The sequence below is a fragment of the Nonomuraea sp. NPDC049480 genome (assembly GCF_044465905.1).
In the GTDB taxonomy this organism is placed as follows: Bacteria; Actinomycetota; Actinomycetes; order Streptosporangiales; family Streptosporangiaceae; genus Nonomuraea.
The window spans coordinates 191,656-210,957 of the sequence record NZ_JBITMD010000002.1 but is presented as its reverse complement, the minus strand read 5'-3'; the positions used below and the strand labels follow the sequence as shown (position 1 = coordinate 210,957).

Below are 19,302 nucleotides of genomic sequence, written 5' to 3'. Positions count from 1 at the left end.
ATAGAGTTCACTCCACTGCCCTCGCTTGTCAACAGCCCGCGGTCCGGCCGCAGAGGGCGCGGTCGTACGGTCACCCGGCCAGTTCCCTGGTCACCGCAGGCGGGGCGGTGCTGTCGCGGACGTGCAGCTCCATCGACAGGTACACCGGCTCCCCGTCGTGCCCCTCGGTCATGAGGGTCTCCAGCAGCTCGGCCGCCTGCCTGCCGAGCTGTCCCCGGGGGACCGACACCGTGGTCAGGCTCGTGTGCGCCACGTGGTCCAGCTCGATGTCGTCGAACCCGACCACCGACAGGTCCTCGGGAACCCGCACCCCGAGCTCGCGCATCCGGGTCACCGCGCCCAGGGCCACCAGGTCGTTGTAGGTGGTGAGCGCGGTGGCGCCGGTGCCGGCCACCTCGGCGGCGGCTTCGTACCCGCAGCGGCTGGTGGACCCGCACGGCAGGATCGTGACGGAGATGCCGAACGCCTTGGCCGCCTCCAGCGCCCTGATCCGCTCGGAGTTGGCCCAGGAAACCTCGGGCCCGCTCAGGTAGGCGACCCGGCGGTGGCCCAGCTGCGCCAGGTGGCCGCAGATCAGCATCATCCCGCCGAAGAAGTCGGCGGCGACGGCGGGCGCGGCGAGGCCGGGGACTATCCGGTCGAGCAGGACGAGCGGGTGGGCCCGGGCGGTCAGGACCACCAGGTCGGAGCGCTCCATGCGGGGGGAGCAGAGCAGCACCCCGTCGCAGCTGCGCATCAAGTCCTCGACCAGGTCGTGCTCGACCGAGGGGTCCTCGTCCGACTCCATGACCATGACGTGGCGCCCGTGCGAGCGGGCGACGGCGGAGACGGCCTTGAGCACGTCGGGAAAGTAGGGGTTGGCCAGGTCGGGGACCAGCACGCCGATGGTGCCCCACTTCCCGCGGGCGAGCCCCTGCGCCGCGGCGTTGGGCCGGTAGCCCAGCTGCCTGACCGCGTCGTGGACGCGCGCCGCCAGCGAGGGGTCGACCTTGGCCGTGCCGTTGAGCACGCGAGAGACGGTCGCGGCCGACACCCCCGCCGCCGCCCCGACGTCGCTGATCGTCACCCGGGTCGGGCGGCCCTGCCGCACATTACGCACCTGCTCCTCCTACCCCCGTGGAGCGCCCGTCAGCCGAGCAGCCCGCGCAGATGGTCCAGATCCCGTCGTACGGCCGCCGCCGGGTCGGCCGCCGGGTAGTGGACGTGCAGCGACAGCGGTCCGGTGTAGCCGCGTGCGCGCAGCGCCGGGATGATCTCCGGCCAGCGGACGACGCCTCCGTCCGCAAACGGTTGCCACTCGCACACCCAGCCGTCCGCGGCGGGCCGCCAGACGGCGTTCTTCACTCCCATGCAGGCCATCCGATCACCCAGCAGATCGACGTTGAGCGCCCATGCCTCGCTGCCCTCCTTGGCCTGGTTGCCGGGGTCGGCGTAGAAGCGCACGTCGTTCAGGTCGCCTGCGAGTGCGAGGGCGAGCGAGGCGGATGGATGGATCGTACCGTGATGCAGCTGGAGCGCCAGCTGGACGCCGTGCCGGGCGGCGAGGCCGGCCAGGCGGGCCAGCGCGGCCCGGGACTCCTCCAGTTGCCGGCGGTATCCGGTCGCGGGGTCGTAGCGGTAGAAGCCCGCCCGCACGAGGGGGACGCCGCTCGCGCCGCAGGCCGCGATGATCTGTTCGGCGTCCGCACCGGCGTCGAGCAGGTCGGTGGTGACGACGTCGAGGGTGAGCCCGCGGCGCTCGAGCTCCGCGGCGACGACGCCGATGCCGCCGGGATCGGCGGGGCCGACCGTCTGGCCCTCGCGCACGACGAGGTCCGCCCCGTCGGCGCCCACCGAGGCCAGGGCCTCGGCCAGCCGGGCGGCGTCGATGGGGCCGAAGGGCTTGGTGAAGGCGAGCAGGCGCACACGTACTCCCGAAGTCAGAAAGCGCTTGTAGATCTTTGATTCACAGCGTCGAACGCCACAACATTGTCGTGACCTCCTCGGCGCGATGCGGCCGAGAAATACCTGGAAACAAGCATATTTCGGGCATCGATGGGACCGCAAAGGCTGTCGACGGGTAGGTCTTCACAACCGAGCATCGATCTGAAACCGCTTTCTCACAAGCCTTGAATCGGGTTATGAGCCGGGTTACTCTCGACCCACCCTCGGGCAAGCGCTTACCACAAGCCCGAGCGCCCCTCTGGCATCCGCCCTTTGGGAGGGCTCCATGAAACCTCATCGGCCTGGCACCGCCGCGATGATCACCGCGGCCATCGCGTCACTGCTCGTGGCGGCGTGCGGCACATCGAGCAATAGCAGCAGTGGCGGCGGTGGCTCGCAGACCACGCTGAAGATCTGGGACTTCTCCGCCGAACAGGTGAAATTCCACAAGGACGTCGGCGCCCAGTTCACCAAGGAACATCCCAACATCAAGATCGAGTGGCGCTCGATCACCCAGGCCGACTACATGAAGACCCTGCCCCTGGCCTTCCAGAGCAACCAGGCGCCGGACATGTTCTACTGGAACGCGACCGGGCTGTCCGAACTGCTGGACCAGAAGTGGATCCGCCCGCTCAGCCCGAGCGGGACCGTCCCCGCCGACTTCACCAAGCGCTGGCCGGACGGGTCCTTCCTGGAAGGCATCAACATGCAGGACGGGAAGACGTACGGCTTCCCGTTCACGGAGAACCTCTACTGGGGCTCCGGCTACATGTTCCTCAACAAGCAGGTCTTCCAGCAGGCCGGGCTGGACGTGAACAACCCGCCCAAGACCTGGACCGACCTCAAGAACGCCTGCGCGCAGATCAAGGCCAAGACCAAGGCGGAGTGCATCGCCGCGCCCACCAAGGGCGAGGACATGCAGCGGATCTGGTACGGGCTGCTCAGCAGCGTCTCGACTTCGTCGACCGACTTCTTCGACTACAAGACGGGCAAGTTCAACCTGACCGAGCCCGGGCAGCTGAAGACCTTCGGCTTCATCCAGGAGCTCAAGAAGGCCGGATACCTGGCGCCGGGCACCAACGACAAGAACTTCTCCCGCCAGCAGTTCGCCGCCGGGCAGGCCGGCATCTACTTCGACGGCACCTGGATGCTGAGCGTGTGGGACAGCCAGGGCTTCAGCAGCGACAACTACGTGGTGGCGCCGCGCGTCGACCCGGACGAGGGGCAGACCGGCGCGGGCGGCCGCACGTACGACGGCAACAAGTACTGGGTCAGCTCGCAGACCAAGCATCCCGACGCCGCCTGGACGTTCATCCAATGGATGACCGACCCGAACGGCTACTTCGTCCAGCAGTACTACAAGAACGCCTTCGGCACGCTGTCCTACGTCGACAACCAGAAGATGGTCACCCACCCGGTGCTCAAGCAGATCATGCAGATCGGCGCGAAGCCGGGCTACCGGGTCCAGCTCCCGGAGCCGCTGCTCAAGTGCCCCGACATCGCCAAGTCCAAGGCGTACGTCAACGCGCTGACGAAGACCCCCGACGCGGAGTGGGAGGCCATGAACGAGGCGCTGGTCAGCGGCCAGTCTCTGGCGTCCGTGGGCGCCGCCATCGTCAAGCAGCGGCAGGCCGCCCTGGAGGAAGGACTCAAACAGGAGGCGGCCGGCGGTCTGAAGGTGTCGATGGACTGCTACACCTTCCCCGACTGGGACACCACCAAGGACTTCACCGCGGACATGTACAAGAGCTGACCGGACGACGCCGCCGGCCGCACGCCGGCGGCGGCGTCCCCTTCTCCCTCGTGAGGACATCCATGACAACCACCGCCCCCGCCCCCGCCCCGGGCAGGGAGAGGGTGACGGACAGGGACCGGTCGCCCGCCGAGCGTGGGCCCGAACGCGTCGATCACTCCCGCGAGCGTGTCCGCGGCCTCGACAGGGTCTGGCTGATCGTCTTCCTGGCCCCCTTCCTCCTGCTCTACCTCGGTTTCACCATCTGGCCGCTGATCGCGACGATCTACTACTCCTTCTTCGACTGGTCGGGCATCGGCCCGATCGAGAACTTCGTCGGGGGCGGCAACTACGGCACGATCCTGGCGGACCCGCTGTTCTGGATCTCGGTCGTCAACACGCTGATCTTCGCCCTGCTGACGACCGTCATCAAGCTCCCGATCTCGCTGGTCGCGGCGATCCTGCTCACCCGCAAGTGGCTGCGTGGCAAGCGGTTCTTCCGGACCGTGTTCTTCGCGCCGCTCATCATCCCCGTCGCCATGGCGGGCCTGGTCTTCACCTACCTGCTCAACCCGTCCAACGGCGCGCTGAATGCGATCCTGCGTGACCTCGGCCTGGTCGACCAGGGGTTCGACGTGTTCGCCAACCGGTGGAGCGCGTTGCTCGTGCTCGTGCTCGTCTCCATCTGGCAGATCTTCGGCCAGTACATGATCTACTGGATGGCGGCGCTGCAGAACGTGCCGGAGGAGCTCTACGAGGCGGCCGCCATCGACGGCGCGAGCGAGTGGAAGAAGCTCACCCGCATCACGCTGCCGATCATCAGGCCGGTCGCCGTCATCATCACCCTGCTCGGCCTGGTGAACGCCATGCACGTCTTCGGGCTGGTCGTCACGCTCACCGCGGGCGGGCCCGGCACCAGCACCTACGTGGTGTCCTACTTCATCTACCAGAACGCCTTCGGCAGGGTTCCGTTCGCCTACGGCTACGCCTCGGCCGCGGCGCTGCTGTTCTCCGTCATCGCCTTCGTCCTGGTCTCCGCCCAGGGCCTCGCGGTCCGCCGGGCCCAGCGGCTCAGGAAGGAGTACGGCGTCTGATGGCGACGATCACGAAGACAACCGGCACTCAGGCCACCCGGCGCAGCAACACCGTGCGGGCCAACCTCATCGCCCTGCCGATCCTGCTGGTCATCGGGCTCGTGTGGGTCTATCCCTTCCTGTGGACGATCTCGGCCGCGTTCAAGACCCAGGCCGGGATGTTCACCAGCGGCGCGAGCCTCGTGCCCGACCAGCTGAACTTCGACAACTTCGTCCGGGCCTGGGTCAACGCCGGGTTCTCCGGATACTTCTTCAACACGGTGCTCTACTCGGTCACCTCGACCCTGATCGAGCTGGTCAAGGCGGCCCTGTGCGGCTACGTGCTGGCCAGGTACGAGTTCCCCGGCCGCACCCTGCTGTACCGGATGATCGTGGGAACCCTGTTCATCCCGGTCGCCTCGATCATCGTCCCGCAGTTCGTGCTGATCGAGAACCTGGGCCTGCTGAACACGCGGGCCGGGGTCATCCTGGCCATGTCCGGCGGCGCCGGCGCCCTGTACGTCCTGCTGTTCGTCGGGTTCTTCTCCAGCGTCCCGGCCGACCTGTTCGAGGCGGCCAAGCTCGACGGGGCGGGCTTCCTCAAGACGTTCCGTCTCATCCTCCCGCTGGCCAAACCGGTCATCGCGGTGGTGGTCATCTTCCAGTTCATCAGCAGCTGGAACGAGTTCAACATCCCGCTGGTGTTCACCCTCGGCCAGCCCGACCTGCAGAACCTCGCCGTCGGGATGATGTCCTTCCAGGGCGAGTACGCCACCGACTGGACCGGGTTCGCCGCGGGAATGACGATCTCGTTCCTGCCGATGCTGATGATCTTCCTTTTCTTCCAGAACTACTTCACGCGCGGCCTGGCCGGCGCCACGAAGGGGTGACATACCGCTTGAAGATCACCGATGCCGGTGATCCCTCGATGGTGAGGCACGGCGCGTTCGCCTACACCTGGGACATCGTGGGCGACCCCGCGGGGGCCGAGCGCATCGCCGGCCTCGGCGTGAGCACGGTGACCCTGCAGGCCGCCTACCACTCGGTCCGGGCCGTCACCCCGTGGCATCCGCACCACCGGATCGTGCAGGCCGACCACGCGGCCGCCTACTTCCGGCTGCGCCCCGAGCGCTGGCGCGGCAGGCTCCGGCCGTACCCGCCGAGCTGGGGGGTGCCCGACGAGGACAGGTTCGGCGCGGCGCTGGCCGCGCTGGCGGGGGCCGGGCTGCGGGCCGAGGCCTGGCTGGTGCTCACCCACTCGTCGGTGCTGGGCCGCGAAGCGCCCGACCTGACGGTCAGGAACGCCTACGGCGAGTCCTACCCCTACGCGCTCTGTCCCGCCCAGCCCGCCGTCCATGACTACGCGCTCACCCTCGTGCGCGAGGTCTGCGAGCAGTACGACGTGCCCGCGCTGACGCTGGAGGCGTGCGGCTGGCTGGGCGCGGACCACGCCGGCCACCACGAGAAGACCTCCGGCGCCCACCTGTCCGCCTGCGGCAGGGCGCTGCTGTCCCTCTGCCTCTGCCCGGCCTGCCGGGCCGGGCTGGCCGGGCGCGGCCTGGACGTCGAGGAGCTGGCGCGCGACGTGCGCGCCGCCGTGGACGGAGAGCTGCAGCAGGGCGTCCCGGCCGGGACGAGCCTGGACGACGCGCTCGGCCGCGAACGTGCCCAGGCCCTGTACGGTCACCGCGCCCAGGTCATCGCCGGCCTGGTCCGCGACGTGGCGGCGCTGGCCGGCGGCCGCGAGCTGCTGCTCATGGCCACCGACGACCCGCAGGTCACCGGCCCCGACGTGGGGATCGACCTGGCCTCCTTCGACGCGCCGGTCGACGCGTACATGCTCAAGTGCTGGGGCCAGGAGGAGGTAGCCCTGGCTCAGGTGAAGGCGGCGGCGAGCCGCACCGGGGTCCCCCTCGTCGCCAACCTCACGGTGCTGGAGGACGGCCACGCCCGGATCCCGGCCCTGGCCGCCGACCTCGTCGCCGCGGGCGCGCGGCAACTGCGTTACTACCACGCCGGGCTCGGCTCGCCCGCCCGCCTGGCCAGCGTGCGGGCGGCGGCCCGCTTGAAGGAGAGTCAATGCTGAACGGTCTGTACGTGATGGATCCCAACCGCTTCGACGACGTCTACGGCCCGCAGGCCCGGGCCGCGATCGAGCGGCACCTCGCCATCGCCTCGCCCCCGCTCACCGCCGACCGGCTCACCCCCGACCTGCTCGCCGGCCTCGAGGTGCTGGTGACCGGGTGGGGGGCGCCCAGACTGGACGCCGAGCTGCTCGCCGCCGCGCCCAAGCTCTCGCTGGTGCTGTACGGCGCGGGCTCCATCCGCCCGCTGGTCACCCCGGAGATGTGGGCCAGGGGCGTGCGGGTCACCTCGGCGGCCACCGCCAACGCCACTCCGGTGGCCGAGTTCGCGCTCTCGCAGATCCTGTACGCGCTCAAGCACGGCTGGCGCTATGTGCTGGCCGCCCGCGCCGCCGCCGCCTCCGCTCCGCGCGGGCCCGAGACCGGGGCCTACGGCGCGGTGGTCGGGCTGGTCTCGCTCGGCGCCACGGGCCTGGCCACGGCGCGGCTGCTCGCCCACCACGACCTCGTCGTGCAGGCCCACGACCCGTACGCCGACCCGGCGCAGGCCGAGCGGCTCGGGGTGCGCCTCGTCGGATTGGAAGAGCTGTTCGCCACCTCCGACGTGGTCAGCCTGCACGCGCCGCTCACCCCTGAGACGCACCGCATGGTCGGCACCGGGCTGCTGGAGTCGATGAAGCCCGACGCCACCCTGATCAACACGGCGCGCGGCGGCCTGGTCGACGAGGCCGCGCTCGTGGACGTGCTGGGCCGGCGGACCGACCTGTTCGCCGTACTCGACGTCACCGACCCGGAACCGCCCGTCGCGGGGTCGCCGCTGTTCACGATGCCCAACATCGTCGTCACCCCGCACGTGGCGGGCAGCCTGGGCCACGAGCGGCGCCGCCACGGGCAGGCGATGGCCGAGGAGCTCGCCCGCTACGTCGCCGGGGAGCCGCTGCTGTACGAGATCACAGAGTCCGGCCTGGCGAGGAGGGCATGAGCTTCACCCTGGTGCTGCTGCCGCCCCACGATCCGGCCACCGCCGGCTGGCGGGCCCGGCTGGAGCAGGCGGTGCCGGAGCTCGTCGTGCTCCAGCCGGCGACCGACGAGGAGGCGGCGCACGCGCTGGCGGAGGCCGATGCCGCGTACGGCACGCTGCCCGCGGACCTGCTGGCGCACGCCGGGCGGCTGCGCTGGCTGCAGGCCCCGCAGGCCGGGCCGCCTCCGGGGTTCTACCATCCGGCCCTGGTCGCGCACCCCGTGCAGGTCACCAACATGCGTGACACCTACACCGACCACGTGGCCGCGCACACGCTGGCACTGGTGCTCGCGCTGGCCAGGGGCCTGCCCAGGTACGCCCGCGAACAGGCCCGCGCGCACTGGGCGCCCGACTGGGACCCCGGCGCCGTGCTCCCGCTGGGCGAGGCCACCGCCCTGGTGGTCGGGGTGGGCGCGATCGGGGCCGAGATCGGCAGGCTGCTGGCGGCGTTCGGCACCAGGGTCATGGGCGTGGACGCCCGGCGCGGCGGCCCCGTGCCGGGCTTCGCCGAGGTGCTGCCGGCCGGCGAACTCGACCGGCTGCTTCCCGGGTCAGACCTGATCATCCTGACGGTTCCGCACACCCCCGCCACCGAGGGCCTGCTGGACGCGCGGCGGCTGGCACTGGCCAAGCCCGGGGCGTACGTCGTCAACATCGGCCGCGGGCCCACCGTCCGGCTCGACGACCTGGCCGCCGCCCTGTCCGCGGGACACCTGGCCGGCGCGGCCCTGGACGTCTTCGAGACCGAACCGCTTCCCGCCGATCATCCCCTCTGGCGGCGTCCCGACGTGCTCATCACACCGCACGTGGCCGGCGTGGGGCCGCATGCCGAGGAGCGGCGCTTCGCCGTACTGCTGGAGAACGCCCGGCGCTTCGCAGGCGGGCGGGAACTGATCAATCTGGTGGATAAATCCGAATGGTACTGACGTGAACCGGATAGCACAGGTCGAGACTTTCACCGTGGCCCTGCCCTCGCTGCGCGACTTCGCCGTCGCGGGCGGATCCGTCGTCCAGGGCGGCCGCCCGGCCGTCAGAGTCCTGGTGAAGGTCACGGCCGACGACGGCGCCACCGGGTGGGGCGAGGCCACCCCGATCCCCTCCTGGACGTACGAGACCACCGAGTCCATCGTCTCCACCATCGAGGGCTACCTGGCCCCCGCGGCCGTCGGCCGTCCGTTGTGGGACCTGGACGGGCTCTGCCGCACCTTCGACCGGACCATCAGCAAGGGCTTCTCGATCGGCATGCCGCTGGCGCGCGCGGCGGTCGACGTGGCCTGCCACGACGCCTTCGCCCGCAGCCGGGGCCTGTCCCTCGGCGAGCTGTGGGGCCGGCGCAGGCGCGACACCATCGAGCTGGCCTGGATCGTGGCCACCGAGTCGGCGTCCGCAGCCGCCGACTCGGTGGCCGAGGGCCGCGCGCACGGCTACCGCCACCTCAAGGTCAAGCTCGGCCTGCACGCCGAGGACGAGGACGTGGCCATCGTGGCCGCCGTGCGCGCGGCCGCCCCCGACGCCGTTCTCTGGGTGGACGCCAACCAGGGCTACACGGCCGCCGCCGCGCTCCGGGTGGCCAGGCGCCTGGCAGACCTGGACGTCGCCGTCTTCGAGCAGCCGCTGCCGTCCAACGACATCGCCGGCCTGCGCCGCCTGCGTGACGCCAGCCCCATCCCGGTGGCCGTGGACGAGAGCCTGCGCCACCCGAGCGACCTGGCGACGTTCGTCCGGCTCGACGCCATCGACGTCGCCGTCGCCAAGGTGCAGCGCTGCGGCGGGCTGACCCTGGCTCTGCGTCAGTGCCAGCTCGCCGAGGACTGCGGTCTGGCGATCATGGGCTCCGGCCTCACCGAGTCCGACATCGGGCTGGCCGCCTCGCTCCACCTGTTCGCCGCGTTCGGCGTGGACACGCCGGTCGACCTCAACGGCCGGCAGTTCATCACCAGCCCCTACGCCACGGATCCGGTCATCACCGTCGCCGACGGTGTCGCCCACGTGCCCACCGGCCCCGGCCTGGGGATCGGTGTGGACGAGCAGGCGGTCCGCGCGCTCGCTCTTTGACGGTATCCGCTCACAGGGAGCCGCCGCAGCCTTCCGTCAATCCCTTCGCCGGGTTGCCGGAGCCCTGCTTGGCGGTCTTCTTCGGTGATGGGCTCGACGATGCCGTAGGGGAGGCCGAGGAGCTCGCGGCGACCGGTGGCTTCACGGTGGCCGAGTCGCGGATGGCCTTGGCCGCGATGGTGCGGATCTTGTCCCAGTCCGGGTAGCCGGTGTTGATCAGCGGCGGCACGAACTGCACGCTCGTCACCTTCGCGTTCTTGACCTTCAGCGCGAGCGGCACCAGATGGCTGAGCATCGGCCGCGGGATGTCGGTCCTGATCAGCTCCTTGGTGGCCAGAGCGATCTTGCTGAACCTGGTCAGCACCGTCGCCGGGTCCGCCTGGCCGAGCAGCGCGCCGAGCACGCACCGCTGGCGGCGCATCCGGGTGTAGTCGTCGCTGTTGGTGCGCGAGCGGGCGTACCACATCGCGTCGGCGCCCTTCAGCCTGCGCGTGCCGGCCTTGACCAGGCCCTCGTTGTACTTGCCGAACACCACGTCCGTCTCGACGGTGAGCGTGATGCCGCCGATGGCGTCGATGAGGCGGGCGAAGCCCCACATGTTGACCAGGGCATACCAGTCGACCTTGACGCCGAGGGTGTAGCCGATCGTGTCCATGAGGACCTTGGGACCCTGGCGCTGCTTGCCGCCGAAGATCTCCGGGTGCGCGTCGGCGTACTCCCAGACGCTGTTGAGCAGGTCGCTGCGCCCGCCGCCGGGATCGGCCGGCAGCCGGAACCCGTCGGGGAAACGCTGGGCCATGGGGGTGCCGGGGCGGAAGCGGACGTCCTCCAGGTTGCGCGGCAGGCTGAACAGCACGGTGTTGCCGGTCTTCACGTCGATGCTGGCCAGGTTCATGCTGTCGGTACGCACGCCGACCCGGTGATCGTCGGCGTCGCCGCCCAGCAGCAGGATGTTCACCCGCTCGCGCCCCGCCCAGGGGTCCTCGGGCTTCGGCTGGGCCACTGGGGACTCGCCGTCGGCGGGGGACTCCTGGAAGATGCCGTCGATCGTCTGGTTCGAGGTCCACGCGAGCTGCCCGAGCGTCCCGAACGGCACCATCACCACGACGGCGAGCAGCCCCGCGAGCGTGCCGGTGAGGATCTGCCCGGACTGCGGCAGCCGGCCCGGCCGCAGGACCACGAACGAGTGCACGATCAGAACGAACCACGCCAGCCCGAGCACGCCGGCGATGACGATGATCGCGATCAGCTGGAAGCTCTGGGTCAGCGAGCCCACCAGGCTGTCGAAGTCGTTGACGAGCCACACGCCGAGCAGCGTCAGGAGAGCGGCGGCGTAGCAGGCGATCAGGGTGAGGCCGGTCTTGCGCCAGCCGGCGCGCAGATGAGCCGCCCCCGGCGCCAGTGCCGCCAGCACCAGCCAGCCGAGGACCCCGCCAGCGCTCACTGGCTCCTTCGCCTGCTGCACGCCATCCCCGTTTCCCCGTAAGTGACTACCTTAGGCCTCGATCGAGGCGGCAGCCTATGCTCCGAATGCGAAATATGTCTTTATGGGAAAGTGAACATCAGTAACCGAATAATATTCGGGCATGGCCTTCTCTGAGATCACGTACGACGTGGCCGACCGCATCGCCACCATCACATTGAACCGCCCGGAGCGGCTCAACGCGTTCACCTTTACGATGCGGAAAGAGTTGATTGACGCATTCGAGCTGGCCGACGCCGACGACGAGGTGCGGGTGGTGGTGGTCACCGGCGCGGGCCGGGCCTTCTGCGCCGGGGCCGATCTCGGCGGGGGCGGGGGCACGTTCGCTCACCGTGACCCGGCCGAACTCGCACTCGCGGCTCATGGCCGAGCTGGGCGGCGCGCCTGACACGGTGGAGGGGGTGACGGCGTTCCTGGAGAAGCGGGCGGCCGACTTCCCGATGAAAGTGAGCACGGACTTGCCGTCCGGTATGCCGTCCTGGCCGGAAAATCCCTATCGTGACTAGCATGTACGAGATCACCACTCTGCACCTGCCGGACGACTTCGAGGGGCAGGTCGTCGCGACGCTGGTTTCCAGGACGACCGGATCCCGCAGGGCGGTGCTCTACCTGCACGGATTCACCGACTACTTCTTCCAGGACCACCTGGCCGACCACTACGTCCAGCGCGGCATCGACTTCTACGCGCTCGATCTGCGCAAGTACGGCCGCTCGCTGCTGCCGCACCAGACCAGGGGCCTGATCAGGAGCGTCACCGACTACTTCCCCGAGATCGACGAGGCCGTCCGCATCATCAGGCAGGACCACGACGAGCTGACGATCAACGCCCACTCGACCGGCGGCCTGATCGCCCCGCTGTGGGCCGACCGCGTCCGCGGCCGCGGCCTGGTGCAGGGTCTCGTGCTCAACAGCCCGTTCTTCGACCTGAACGTGCCCACGCCGCTGCGGATGGCCGCCGACCTGCTCAAGACGCCGCTGTCGTACACCCGCCGGGCCCTCCCGCTGGGCATCAGCACCACGTACGGGCAGACCCTGCACCGCGACCACGGCGGCGAATGGGACTACGACCTGGAGCTCAAGCCGCTGACCGGCTTCTCGGTGCACGCCATGTGGCTGGCCGCCATCCGCCGGGCGCAGCGCCGCCTGCACGGCGGCCTCCAGGTGGACGTGCCGGTCCTGGTGCTGGCCTCCTCCGCCGGGCTCCGCGTACGCGACTTCGTCCCGGAGGCACGCTCGGCCGACATCGTGCTGGACCCACGGCAGATCGCCCGCTGGGCCACCTCGGTCGGGCCGCACGTCACGTGCGTACGCATCCAGGACGGCCTGCACGATCTGGTGCTGTCGGCCGAGCCGGTGCGCAAGCAGGTGTTCGCCGAGCTCGACCGCTGGATGAACGCCTTCGTCTACCAGGGGAACGAGAACAACCCGTAGTAGGCCGCCGCCACCATCAGCAGCCCGGTGCCGCCCAGCACGCCCGCGACCGCGACGTGCTGCCAGCGGCTCGGCTGCATGCCCTCGCGCAGCGCCGACACGAACGCCGCCACCGCCGTGACCTCCTGGATCAGCATGAGCACGGCCAGCGCCCGCACGACCAGCCAGCCGGCCAGCACGGCGGGCCAGGCGCCCGCCTGGTTGATCGAGAACAGCACCAGCAGCATGATGAACGCCACCACCGACGCCAGCAGGCCAAGGCTCGTCCACGCGATCCTGACCAGCCGGCGCCTGATCGGCTTCCACAGCCGGGCGTTGGCCTCGACCGGGATGTGGCCGCGGCCGCGCAGGCGTACGACGATGGCGGCGACCGGGCCCGCCACGTAGCCGACGGCGGCCAGGCAGATCGTCAGGCCCAGCATCGTGCCGCCCGCGTACCACGGGGCCGCGGGCACGTCGGCGGCCTCGAACCGCTGCACGGGGGTGGCGCCCGCCATGTGCACCGCCGGCTTGGCGGTGCCCGGCAGGCCGGTGATCCAGTTGGTGAGGGTCTCCAGGTAGCCCTTGGTGAACGGGCCGCCGTGGACCCGCATGGCGTGGTCGCCGTTGGCCATGAAACGGATCGTGTAGTCGTCGTTGCCCGCCCTGTCCATCGCCGTGATGAGCGCCTTGGTGGACTCGACGAAGGGGATCGAGGGGTCGGTCGTGCCGTAGAACGACAGGACGGGCTGCTTGACCTGGCTTAAAGCGGGCATCGCGTCATAGCGCAGGAAGTTGAAGCCGACCCCGCCCATCGCCCTGGTCAGCAGGTCGCGCGCGCCGATCGGGGCATGAAGCCTCAGCAACTGCTCGTTCAGCGCCCAGGCGACCTGGCGGAGCGGGGAGACGTTCGGGGAGGACACCAGCACCACGAACCCGACCGCAGTGCTCTTGGCCGCCGCGATCGGCACCACCCAGCCGCCCTCGCTGACGCCCCAGATCCCGACCCGCGCCGGGTCCACCTCGGGCAACGTACGCAGGTGCTCCACCATGCGCAGCGCGTCGTCGGCGAGCAGCGAGAAGTCCCGCTCGCGGAAGTTGTAGCCCACCGTGCGCTTGTCGAACGCGACCGTCACCACGCCGGCCTTGGCCAGGAACTCGGCCTGCGGCGTGAACTCGGTACGCGAGCCGTTGCCCGACCCGGACACGAACACCATCGCCGGATGCCGCCCCGGCGTCCGCGGCGCCCGCAGCGTGCCGTACAGCCGCTGGCCCTCCGCCGCGACGGAGATCTCCTGCCGGCGGATGGGGTCGACCGCCACCACCGGCCTCAGCTCGTTCGCGGGCTGGGCCGGGACGGCCTGGAAGGCTGGATCCACCTTGAGCGGCGGCGGATCGAACGCGGGCGGCAGCACGTAGCCGACCGTCGCAAGAGCCACCAGCACCAGGCCGGCGGCGACGCTCAAGGTGCCACGGCCAGTGCGCATCGGCCTCCCCATGTGCGTAGAATTGCCCGCTGATCTTCCAGCCTACTCCCGGCTCGTGGGACAGCAGGGACCGCATTTGTCGGTGGGAAATGTTAGCTTCCTGCGACATGCGGATCCTGCACACCTCCGACTGGCATCTGGGGCGCACCTTCCACCGCGAGAGCCTGCTCTCGGCGCAGGCGGCCTTCGTCGATCACCTGGTGGAGACCGTGCGGGCCGAACGGGTCGACGTGGTGGCGGTCGCCGGTGACGTCTACGACCGCGCGCTGCCGCCGGTCGACGCCGTCGCCCTGCTCGACGAGGCGCTCGCCCGGCTGCGGTCGGCCGGGGCGCGGGTGGTGCTGATCAGCGGCAACCACGACTCGGCGCTGCGGCTGCGGTTCGGCTCGGCGCTGTTCGAGTCCGCCGGTGTGCACGTGCGCGCCTCGCCCGAGCTGTCCTGGGAGCCGGTGCTGGTGGACGGCGTGGCCTTCTACGGCATCCCCTACCTGGAGCCGGAGCTGGTGCGCGCCCCGTGGGAGCTCCCGGACCGCAGTCACACGGCGGCGATCACGTACGCGATGGACCGCGTCAGGGCCGATGCCGTGCGCCACCGCGCCTCCGTGGTGCTGGCGCACTGCTTCGTGACCGGGGGGCAGGCCAGCGACAGCGAGCGCGACATCAGCGTGGGCGGGGTCGCACACGTGCCGCTGGCGGCGTTCGACGGGGTGGACTACGTGGCCCTGGGGCATCTGCACGGGCGGCAGCGGATGTCGGAGAGCGTGCGTTACTCAGGGTCGCCGCTGGCCTACTCGTTCTCGGAGGCCGGCCACCTCAAGGGGTCGTGGCTGGTCACGCTCGGCTCGTCGGCGGAGTTCGTACCGGCTCCCGTGCCCCGCCCGGTCGGGCGGTTGCGCGGGGAGCTGGAGGAGCTGCTGACCCGGCCGGAGCACACCTCCTTCGAGCAGCACTGGCTGCAGGTCACCCTCACCGACGCCGTCCGCCCCAAATCCGCCATGGACCGGCTGCGCGCCCGCTTCCCCCACACCCTCGCCCTCTCCTTCGACCCGGTCGGAGCCGCCCCCGCCCACCGGCCCGCGAGCGTGAGCGGACGGCCCGAGTCGGAGGTGACGCTCGACTTCGTCCGCGAGGTTCGCGGCGAGCCTGCCGCACCTGAGGAGGAGGACCTGCTAAGACAGGCCATCGAGGCGTCGAGGGCGAAGGAGACGATGGCGTAGATGCGGCCGCACCGGCTCACGCTGACGGCGTTCGGGTCCTTCCCGGGCACCGAGACGGTCGACTTCGACTCCCTGGCCGAGGCGGGTCTCTTCCTCGTCCACGGGCCGACCGGGGCGGGCAAGACCACGATCCTCGACGCGCTGTGCTTCGCCCTCTACGGCCAGGTCCCCGGGCAGCGCAACAACGCCCGCAGCCTCCGCTGCGACCACGCCCCGCCCTCCACCGGCCCGTCAGTCACGCTGGAGGTCTCGATCCGCGGCCGCTTACTCCGCATCCAGCGCTCCCCGTCGTGGCAGCGGCCCAAGCTGCGCGGCAGCGGCTTCACGGAGGAGAAGTCCAAGGTCGTCGTCTCCGAGCGGCAGGGGTCGTCCTGGCACGGCCTGACCACCCGGCTGGACGAGGCCGGGGACCTGGTGAGCGGGCTGCTCGGGATGAACGCCGGCCAGTTCTCGCAGGTGGTGATGCTGCCCCAGGGCGACTTCGCCAGGTTCCTGCGGGCCGACGGGGAGGAGCGCGAGAAGCTGCTGGAGCGGCTCTTCACGGTCAAGGTCTACACGACGGCGGAGTCGTGGCTGGCCGAGCAGCGGAAGCTGGCGTGGAGGGAGGCGCAGGACCTCCGGCAACAGGTGGACTTCGCCATCCAGCGGGTGGAGGAGGCGGCGGGAGACGATCTCCACGCGGCCCTCTCCCGGCCGGAGCCCACGCCTGACGGCGACCCTCAGGGCTGGGCCGGGGCTCTGCTCGACGCCGCGCGGGCCGTCGTGACGCGGACGGTGGAGGAGCACGAGGCGGCCGGCCAGGCGTTGCGCGCGGCACGCCTGCGCTTCGACCAGGCCGCCGCCCTCGCCGACCGGCAACGCCGCCACGCCGAGGCGCTCACCGTCCGCCGCACCCTCGACGAGCGGGCCGACGAACGAGCCGACCTCCAGGCGATCCTGGACGACGCCGCCAGGGCCGATCGCGTGATCCCCCTCATCACGGCGGCCAGGCAACGCGAGGAGGCCGCCGCCAAGGCCCGGACGCTGGCCGCCGACGCCCTCGCCCGCGCCCGCCCCCTCCTGACCACCACCTCCCAGGCCCCGCAAGGCGGGCTCACGGGAGACGGCACCGACCGTGCGGGCGGCGGGGTCGCCAGGGCGGGCGATGCCGGGCGGGTTGACGGCGACGCCGGCCGCGGGCCGGCCGACTCCGGCGGTGCGGCGAAGAACGCCGTGTTCCGGGTTCCCTCGGTGGGTGAGCTGGCGGCGTTGGAGCGGCAGCGGCAGGCGGAGATCGCGCGGCTGTCGGAGTTGCTCACCGAGGAGGCCAGGCTGTCGGTGGTCCGGCGCGATCTGCTCCGCGTCGAGGAGGAGCTCGCCGGACTGGTCGCCGCCGACGAGAACGTCGCCGCCCGGCTCGCCCTCCTCCCCGGCCTCATCGAACAGGCCGAAAGCAGGCTCGCCCAGGCGCGGATGGACGCCGTCAGGATCCCGGCCGCCCAGTCCGTACGCGACGCGGCCGCCGACCTGATCGAGATCGACGGCGAGCTGGCCAGGCTGGCGGTGGAGCTGGACGCGCTGGCACAGCGGGAAGCCGAGGTGTCGGCGGCCGACGCCGAGATCCCCGGCCGGCTGGCCGACGCGAGCGCGGCCCTGGCGGAGGTGCGCGCGCAGGCGGCGGCCATCCCGGCGGCATCGGCGGACCTCGACGCGGCCAGAGCCGCGCTGGAGGCCACCCACCGCCGCGAGAGCCTGGCCGCGGAGCTGGACGCGGCCGCCGCCGCGCACCAGGTGCTCGTCGACCACGCCCAGGCGCTCCGCGAACGCTGGCTCGACCTGCGCCAGGCCCGCATGGACGGGATGGCGGCGGAGCTGGCCCGCGACCTGGCCGACGGCCGTCCGTGCGCGGTCTGCGGCTCCGAGCACCACCCCGACCCCGCCTCCCCGGCCCCCAGCGCCCCCTCGGCCGAGGACGAGAAGGCGGCCGAGAGCGCGCACGAGGCCGCCCTGGCCGAGCGGGAGTCGGCCGAACGCGCCCTCGCCTCGCTCGAGTCCCGGCACGCCGCCGCGGCCGAGGCGACCGGCGAGCTGGACGCCGGCACCGCCGAGGCGCGCGTTCGGCAGGCGGAGGAAGAACTGAACCGCCTGCGGGCGGTTGCCGACCGGGAGCCCGCCTCGGCCGCCGCGGTCGACCGGGTCGAAGCCGAACGCGAACGGGTCAGGGACCAGGCCAGGGAGATCGCCGAGGCACTCGCCGCCCACCACGCCCACCGAGGCCGCCTGGAAACCGAACGCACCCGCCTCCACATCCGCCTCGCCCAGACGAACCGGCCCGCCGACGACCCCGCCCTCCCGGGGGCGGCCTCGGCGCGAGCCGACCTCGGCATGCCGCCCGCCGATGCCGTGACGACAGGTCCCGCGCATCCCGGCCGTGATCGGGACGGCCTCGGCACCGCGTCCGGCGAACTCGGCACCGCGGGTTCCGGTGCGGGCAGTGGCCTTGGCACGACGGCCGGCGGCGGGGGAGGCCAGCTCCATGCCGGCGATGCGGAAGGGGAGATCGACGCCGCGGCGGCGCTGGCCGATGCCGAGCGCGAGCTGCGCAGGCTTCGGGAGTCGGCGGCGCGGGAGGCCGCGCTGGCTCAGGAGGCGGGCGGGCTCCATCGGGAGCGGCAGGAGCTGGAGGAGCAGGGGCGGAGGGTGGCCGCGCGGCTGGCGGCGTGCCGTACCAGGCATGAGGAGCTGAGCGGTGACGCCGCTCGACTCAGCGCCCGCCTCGACGCCGCCCGCGGCGGCGACGCGACGCTCACCACCCGCCTGTCCAGGCTCAACGACGAGGCCGAGCTGCTGCGCGAGGCGCTGGAGGCGACACAGGCGGCGGTGGCGGCCTCCGACGAGCTGGACAGGGCCAGGCGGCAGGCCGTGGAGGCGGCGGTCGAGGCGGGGTTCGCGGACGTGCCGGACGTGGAGGCCGCGTACCGGAGCCCGGCCGAGCGGGAGGGCAAGGCCGAGGCGCTGCGGCGACTGGACGACGAGCACGCCGCCGTCACCAGCACGCTGGCCGACCCCGAGCTGGCCGCCGCCGCGGCCGAGCCCGCGCCGGACCTGGCGGCGGCCGGGGCCGAGCGGGAGGCGGCGGAGGAGGCGTACACGCGACTCGCGAGCGTCCGCGACCGCGCGGCGGCCAGGGCGCGGCGCCTGGAGGAGCTGCGGGGAGAGCTGGAGGCCTGCGTCGCGCGGTGGCGCCCGGCGGCCGACCGGCACCGGCTCGCCGAGCGGATGGCCGCCCTGGCCGGCGGCACGTCCAGCGACAACCAGTGGAACATGAGCCTGACGTCGTACGTGCTGGGCGAGCGCCTGCGGCAGGTGGTCGACGCCGCGAACGAGCGCCTGGACCACATGTCGGCCGGCCGCTACCTGCTGCGCCACGACCTGCGCAAGACGGCAGGCTCGCGCGGCAGGTCGGGCGGCGGGCTGGGACTGCGCGTGGCGGACGGCTGGACCGGCGTCGACCGCGACCCCGCGACGCTGTCCGGCGGCGAGAGCTTCATCACCTCCCTGGCCCTGGCCCTGGGCCTGGCCGACGTGGTGACGGCCGAGGCGGGCGGCGCGGAGATCGGCACGCTGTTCGTGGACGAGGGCTTCGGCACCCTGGACGAGGACACGCTGGACGGCGTGCTCGACATCCTGGACGGGCTGCGCGACGGGGGCCGCGCCGTGGGCATCGTCAGCCACGTCGCCGAGCTGCGATCCCGGATCACTGCCCAGCTGAAGGTCACCAAGACGCGCACGGGGTCTACGCTCGCCGCCATAGGCGTTGGATGAGATCTACCTCAAG

Annotated in this window: 15 protein-coding genes; 11 read left to right on the top strand and 4 right to left on the bottom strand. The window is 71.6% G+C overall.

Annotated features, from left to right (window positions below):
- Positions 1-70: 70 nt before the first annotated feature.
- Both ACIBX3_RS06365 and ACIBX3_RS06360 read right to left on the bottom strand, forming a co-directional pair.
- Positions 71-1,099, bottom strand: a complete 1,029-nt coding sequence (locus ACIBX3_RS06365; RefSeq protein WP_397113751.1) for a LacI family DNA-binding transcriptional regulator — start codon at positions 1,097-1,099, stop codon at positions 71-73.
- Between the two features lie 29 nt (positions 1,100-1,128).
- On the bottom strand, positions 1,129-1,905 hold the full coding sequence (locus tag ACIBX3_RS06360) for a sugar phosphate isomerase/epimerase family protein (RefSeq protein ID WP_397113749.1): 777 nt from the start codon (positions 1,903-1,905) through the stop codon (positions 1,129-1,131).
- 304 nt (positions 1,906-2,209) lie between these two features.
- On the opposite strand from ACIBX3_RS06360, the gene ACIBX3_RS06355 reads away from it, so the two are divergent.
- From ACIBX3_RS06355 to ACIBX3_RS06325, 7 genes are all read left to right on the top strand, one after another.
- A complete protein-coding gene (locus tag ACIBX3_RS06355) occupies positions 2,210-3,676 on the top strand; it encodes an ABC transporter substrate-binding protein (protein WP_397113747.1) in 1,467 nt (488 codons plus the stop codon).
- Positions 3,677-3,738: 62 nt separating this feature from the next.
- The gene (locus ACIBX3_RS06350) at positions 3,739-4,749 is read left to right on the top strand and encodes a carbohydrate ABC transporter permease (protein WP_397113745.1); all 1,011 of its coding nucleotides are present in this window, start codon (positions 3,739-3,741) and stop codon (positions 4,747-4,749) included.
- A complete protein-coding gene (locus tag ACIBX3_RS06345) occupies positions 4,749-5,618 on the top strand; it encodes a carbohydrate ABC transporter permease (protein ID WP_397113743.1) in 870 nt (289 codons plus the stop codon). Before ACIBX3_RS06350 ends, ACIBX3_RS06345 begins: the two co-directional genes overlap by 1 nt.
- Before the next feature lie 8 nt (positions 5,619-5,626).
- Positions 5,627-6,814 (top strand): hypothetical protein, encoded by a 1,188-nt coding sequence (locus ACIBX3_RS06340; protein ID WP_397113741.1) that lies wholly within the window; start codon positions 5,627-5,629, stop codon positions 6,812-6,814.
- Complete coding sequence (locus ACIBX3_RS06335; protein ID WP_397113739.1) at positions 6,808-7,794, top strand: hydroxyacid dehydrogenase; 987 nt, start codon at positions 6,808-6,810, stop codon at positions 7,792-7,794. The genes ACIBX3_RS06340 and ACIBX3_RS06335 overlap by 7 nt, the downstream gene beginning before the upstream one ends.
- On the top strand, positions 7,791-8,759 hold the full coding sequence (locus tag ACIBX3_RS06330; RefSeq protein ID WP_397113737.1) for a D-2-hydroxyacid dehydrogenase: 969 nt from the start codon (positions 7,791-7,793) through the stop codon (positions 8,757-8,759). Before ACIBX3_RS06335 ends, ACIBX3_RS06330 begins: the two co-directional genes overlap by 4 nt.
- 1 nt (position 8,760) lies before the next feature.
- Positions 8,761-9,888, top strand: coding sequence for a mandelate racemase/muconate lactonizing enzyme family protein (locus ACIBX3_RS06325; protein WP_397113735.1), 1,128 nt, complete (start codon positions 8,761-8,763; stop codon positions 9,886-9,888).
- A 10-nt stretch (positions 9,889-9,898) separates the two neighbouring features.
- On the opposite strand, the gene ACIBX3_RS06320 is transcribed toward ACIBX3_RS06325, so the two are convergent.
- Positions 9,899-11,332, bottom strand: coding sequence for an LCP family protein (locus ACIBX3_RS06320; RefSeq protein ID WP_397113733.1), 1,434 nt, complete (start codon positions 11,330-11,332; stop codon positions 9,899-9,901).
- A gap of 142 nt (positions 11,333-11,474) precedes the next feature.
- Here ACIBX3_RS06320 and ACIBX3_RS06315 point away from each other — a divergent pair, with 142 nt between their 5' ends.
- Together ACIBX3_RS06315 and ACIBX3_RS06310 are read left to right on the top strand one after the other, a co-directional pair.
- The gene (locus tag ACIBX3_RS06315) at positions 11,475-11,759 is read left to right on the top strand and encodes an enoyl-CoA hydratase-related protein (RefSeq protein ID WP_397113731.1); all 285 of its coding nucleotides are present in this window, start codon (positions 11,475-11,477) and stop codon (positions 11,757-11,759) included.
- 119 nt (positions 11,760-11,878) lie between these two features.
- On the top strand, positions 11,879-12,802 hold the full coding sequence (locus tag ACIBX3_RS06310) for an alpha/beta hydrolase (protein WP_397113729.1): 924 nt from the start codon (positions 11,879-11,881) through the stop codon (positions 12,800-12,802).
- On the opposite strand, the gene ACIBX3_RS06305 is transcribed toward ACIBX3_RS06310, so the two are convergent.
- Positions 12,775-14,268: an alpha/beta hydrolase family protein gene (locus tag ACIBX3_RS06305; protein ID WP_397113727.1), complete on the bottom strand. Its 1,494-nt coding sequence runs from the start codon at positions 14,266-14,268 to the stop codon at positions 12,775-12,777. The two genes, ACIBX3_RS06310 and ACIBX3_RS06305, sit on opposite strands and share 28 nt — an antisense overlap.
- A 107-nt stretch (positions 14,269-14,375) precedes the next feature.
- On the opposite strand from ACIBX3_RS06305, the gene ACIBX3_RS06300 reads away from it, so the two are divergent.
- Positions 14,376-15,485 carry an exonuclease SbcCD subunit D gene (locus ACIBX3_RS06300; protein ID WP_397113725.1) on the top strand — a complete coding sequence of 370 codons (1,110 nt, stop codon included), beginning with the start codon at positions 14,376-14,378 and terminating at the stop codon, positions 15,483-15,485.
- A complete protein-coding gene (locus ACIBX3_RS06295) occupies positions 15,486-19,289 on the top strand; it encodes an AAA family ATPase (RefSeq protein WP_397113723.1) in 3,804 nt (1,267 codons plus the stop codon).
- The last annotated feature ends 13 nt before the right edge of the window (positions 19,290-19,302 follow it).

What these genes read in the sequence shown, in the direction of transcription:
- ACIBX3_RS06355 (WP_397113747.1), top strand. Translation starts at nt 2,210, where the DNA reads ATGAAACCTCATCGGCCTGGCACCGCCGCGATGATCACCGCGGCCATC.
- ACIBX3_RS06350 (WP_397113745.1), top strand. Translation starts at nt 3,739, where the DNA reads ATGACAACCACCGCCCCCGCCCCCGCCCCGGGCAGGGAGAGGGTGACG.
- ACIBX3_RS06345 (WP_397113743.1), top strand. Translation starts at nt 4,749, where the DNA reads ATGGCGACGATCACGAAGACAACCGGCACTCAGGCCACCCGGCGCAGC.
- ACIBX3_RS06335 (WP_397113739.1), top strand. Translation starts at nt 6,808, where the DNA reads ATGCTGAACGGTCTGTACGTGATGGATCCCAACCGCTTCGACGACGTC.
- ACIBX3_RS06330 (WP_397113737.1), top strand. Translation starts at nt 7,791, where the DNA reads ATGAGCTTCACCCTGGTGCTGCTGCCGCCCCACGATCCGGCCACCGCC.
- ACIBX3_RS06315 (WP_397113731.1), top strand. Translation starts at nt 11,475, where the DNA reads ATGGCCTTCTCTGAGATCACGTACGACGTGGCCGACCGCATCGCCACC.
- ACIBX3_RS06310 (WP_397113729.1), top strand. Translation starts at nt 11,879, where the DNA reads ATGTACGAGATCACCACTCTGCACCTGCCGGACGACTTCGAGGGGCAG.
- ACIBX3_RS06305 (WP_397113727.1), bottom strand. Translation starts at nt 14,268, where the DNA reads ATGCGCACTGGCCGTGGCACCTTGAGCGTCGCCGCCGGCCTGGTGCTG.
- ACIBX3_RS06300 (WP_397113725.1), top strand. Translation starts at nt 14,376, where the DNA reads ATGCGGATCCTGCACACCTCCGACTGGCATCTGGGGCGCACCTTCCAC.
- ACIBX3_RS06295 (WP_397113723.1), top strand. Translation starts at nt 15,486, where the DNA reads ATGCGGCCGCACCGGCTCACGCTGACGGCGTTCGGGTCCTTCCCGGGC.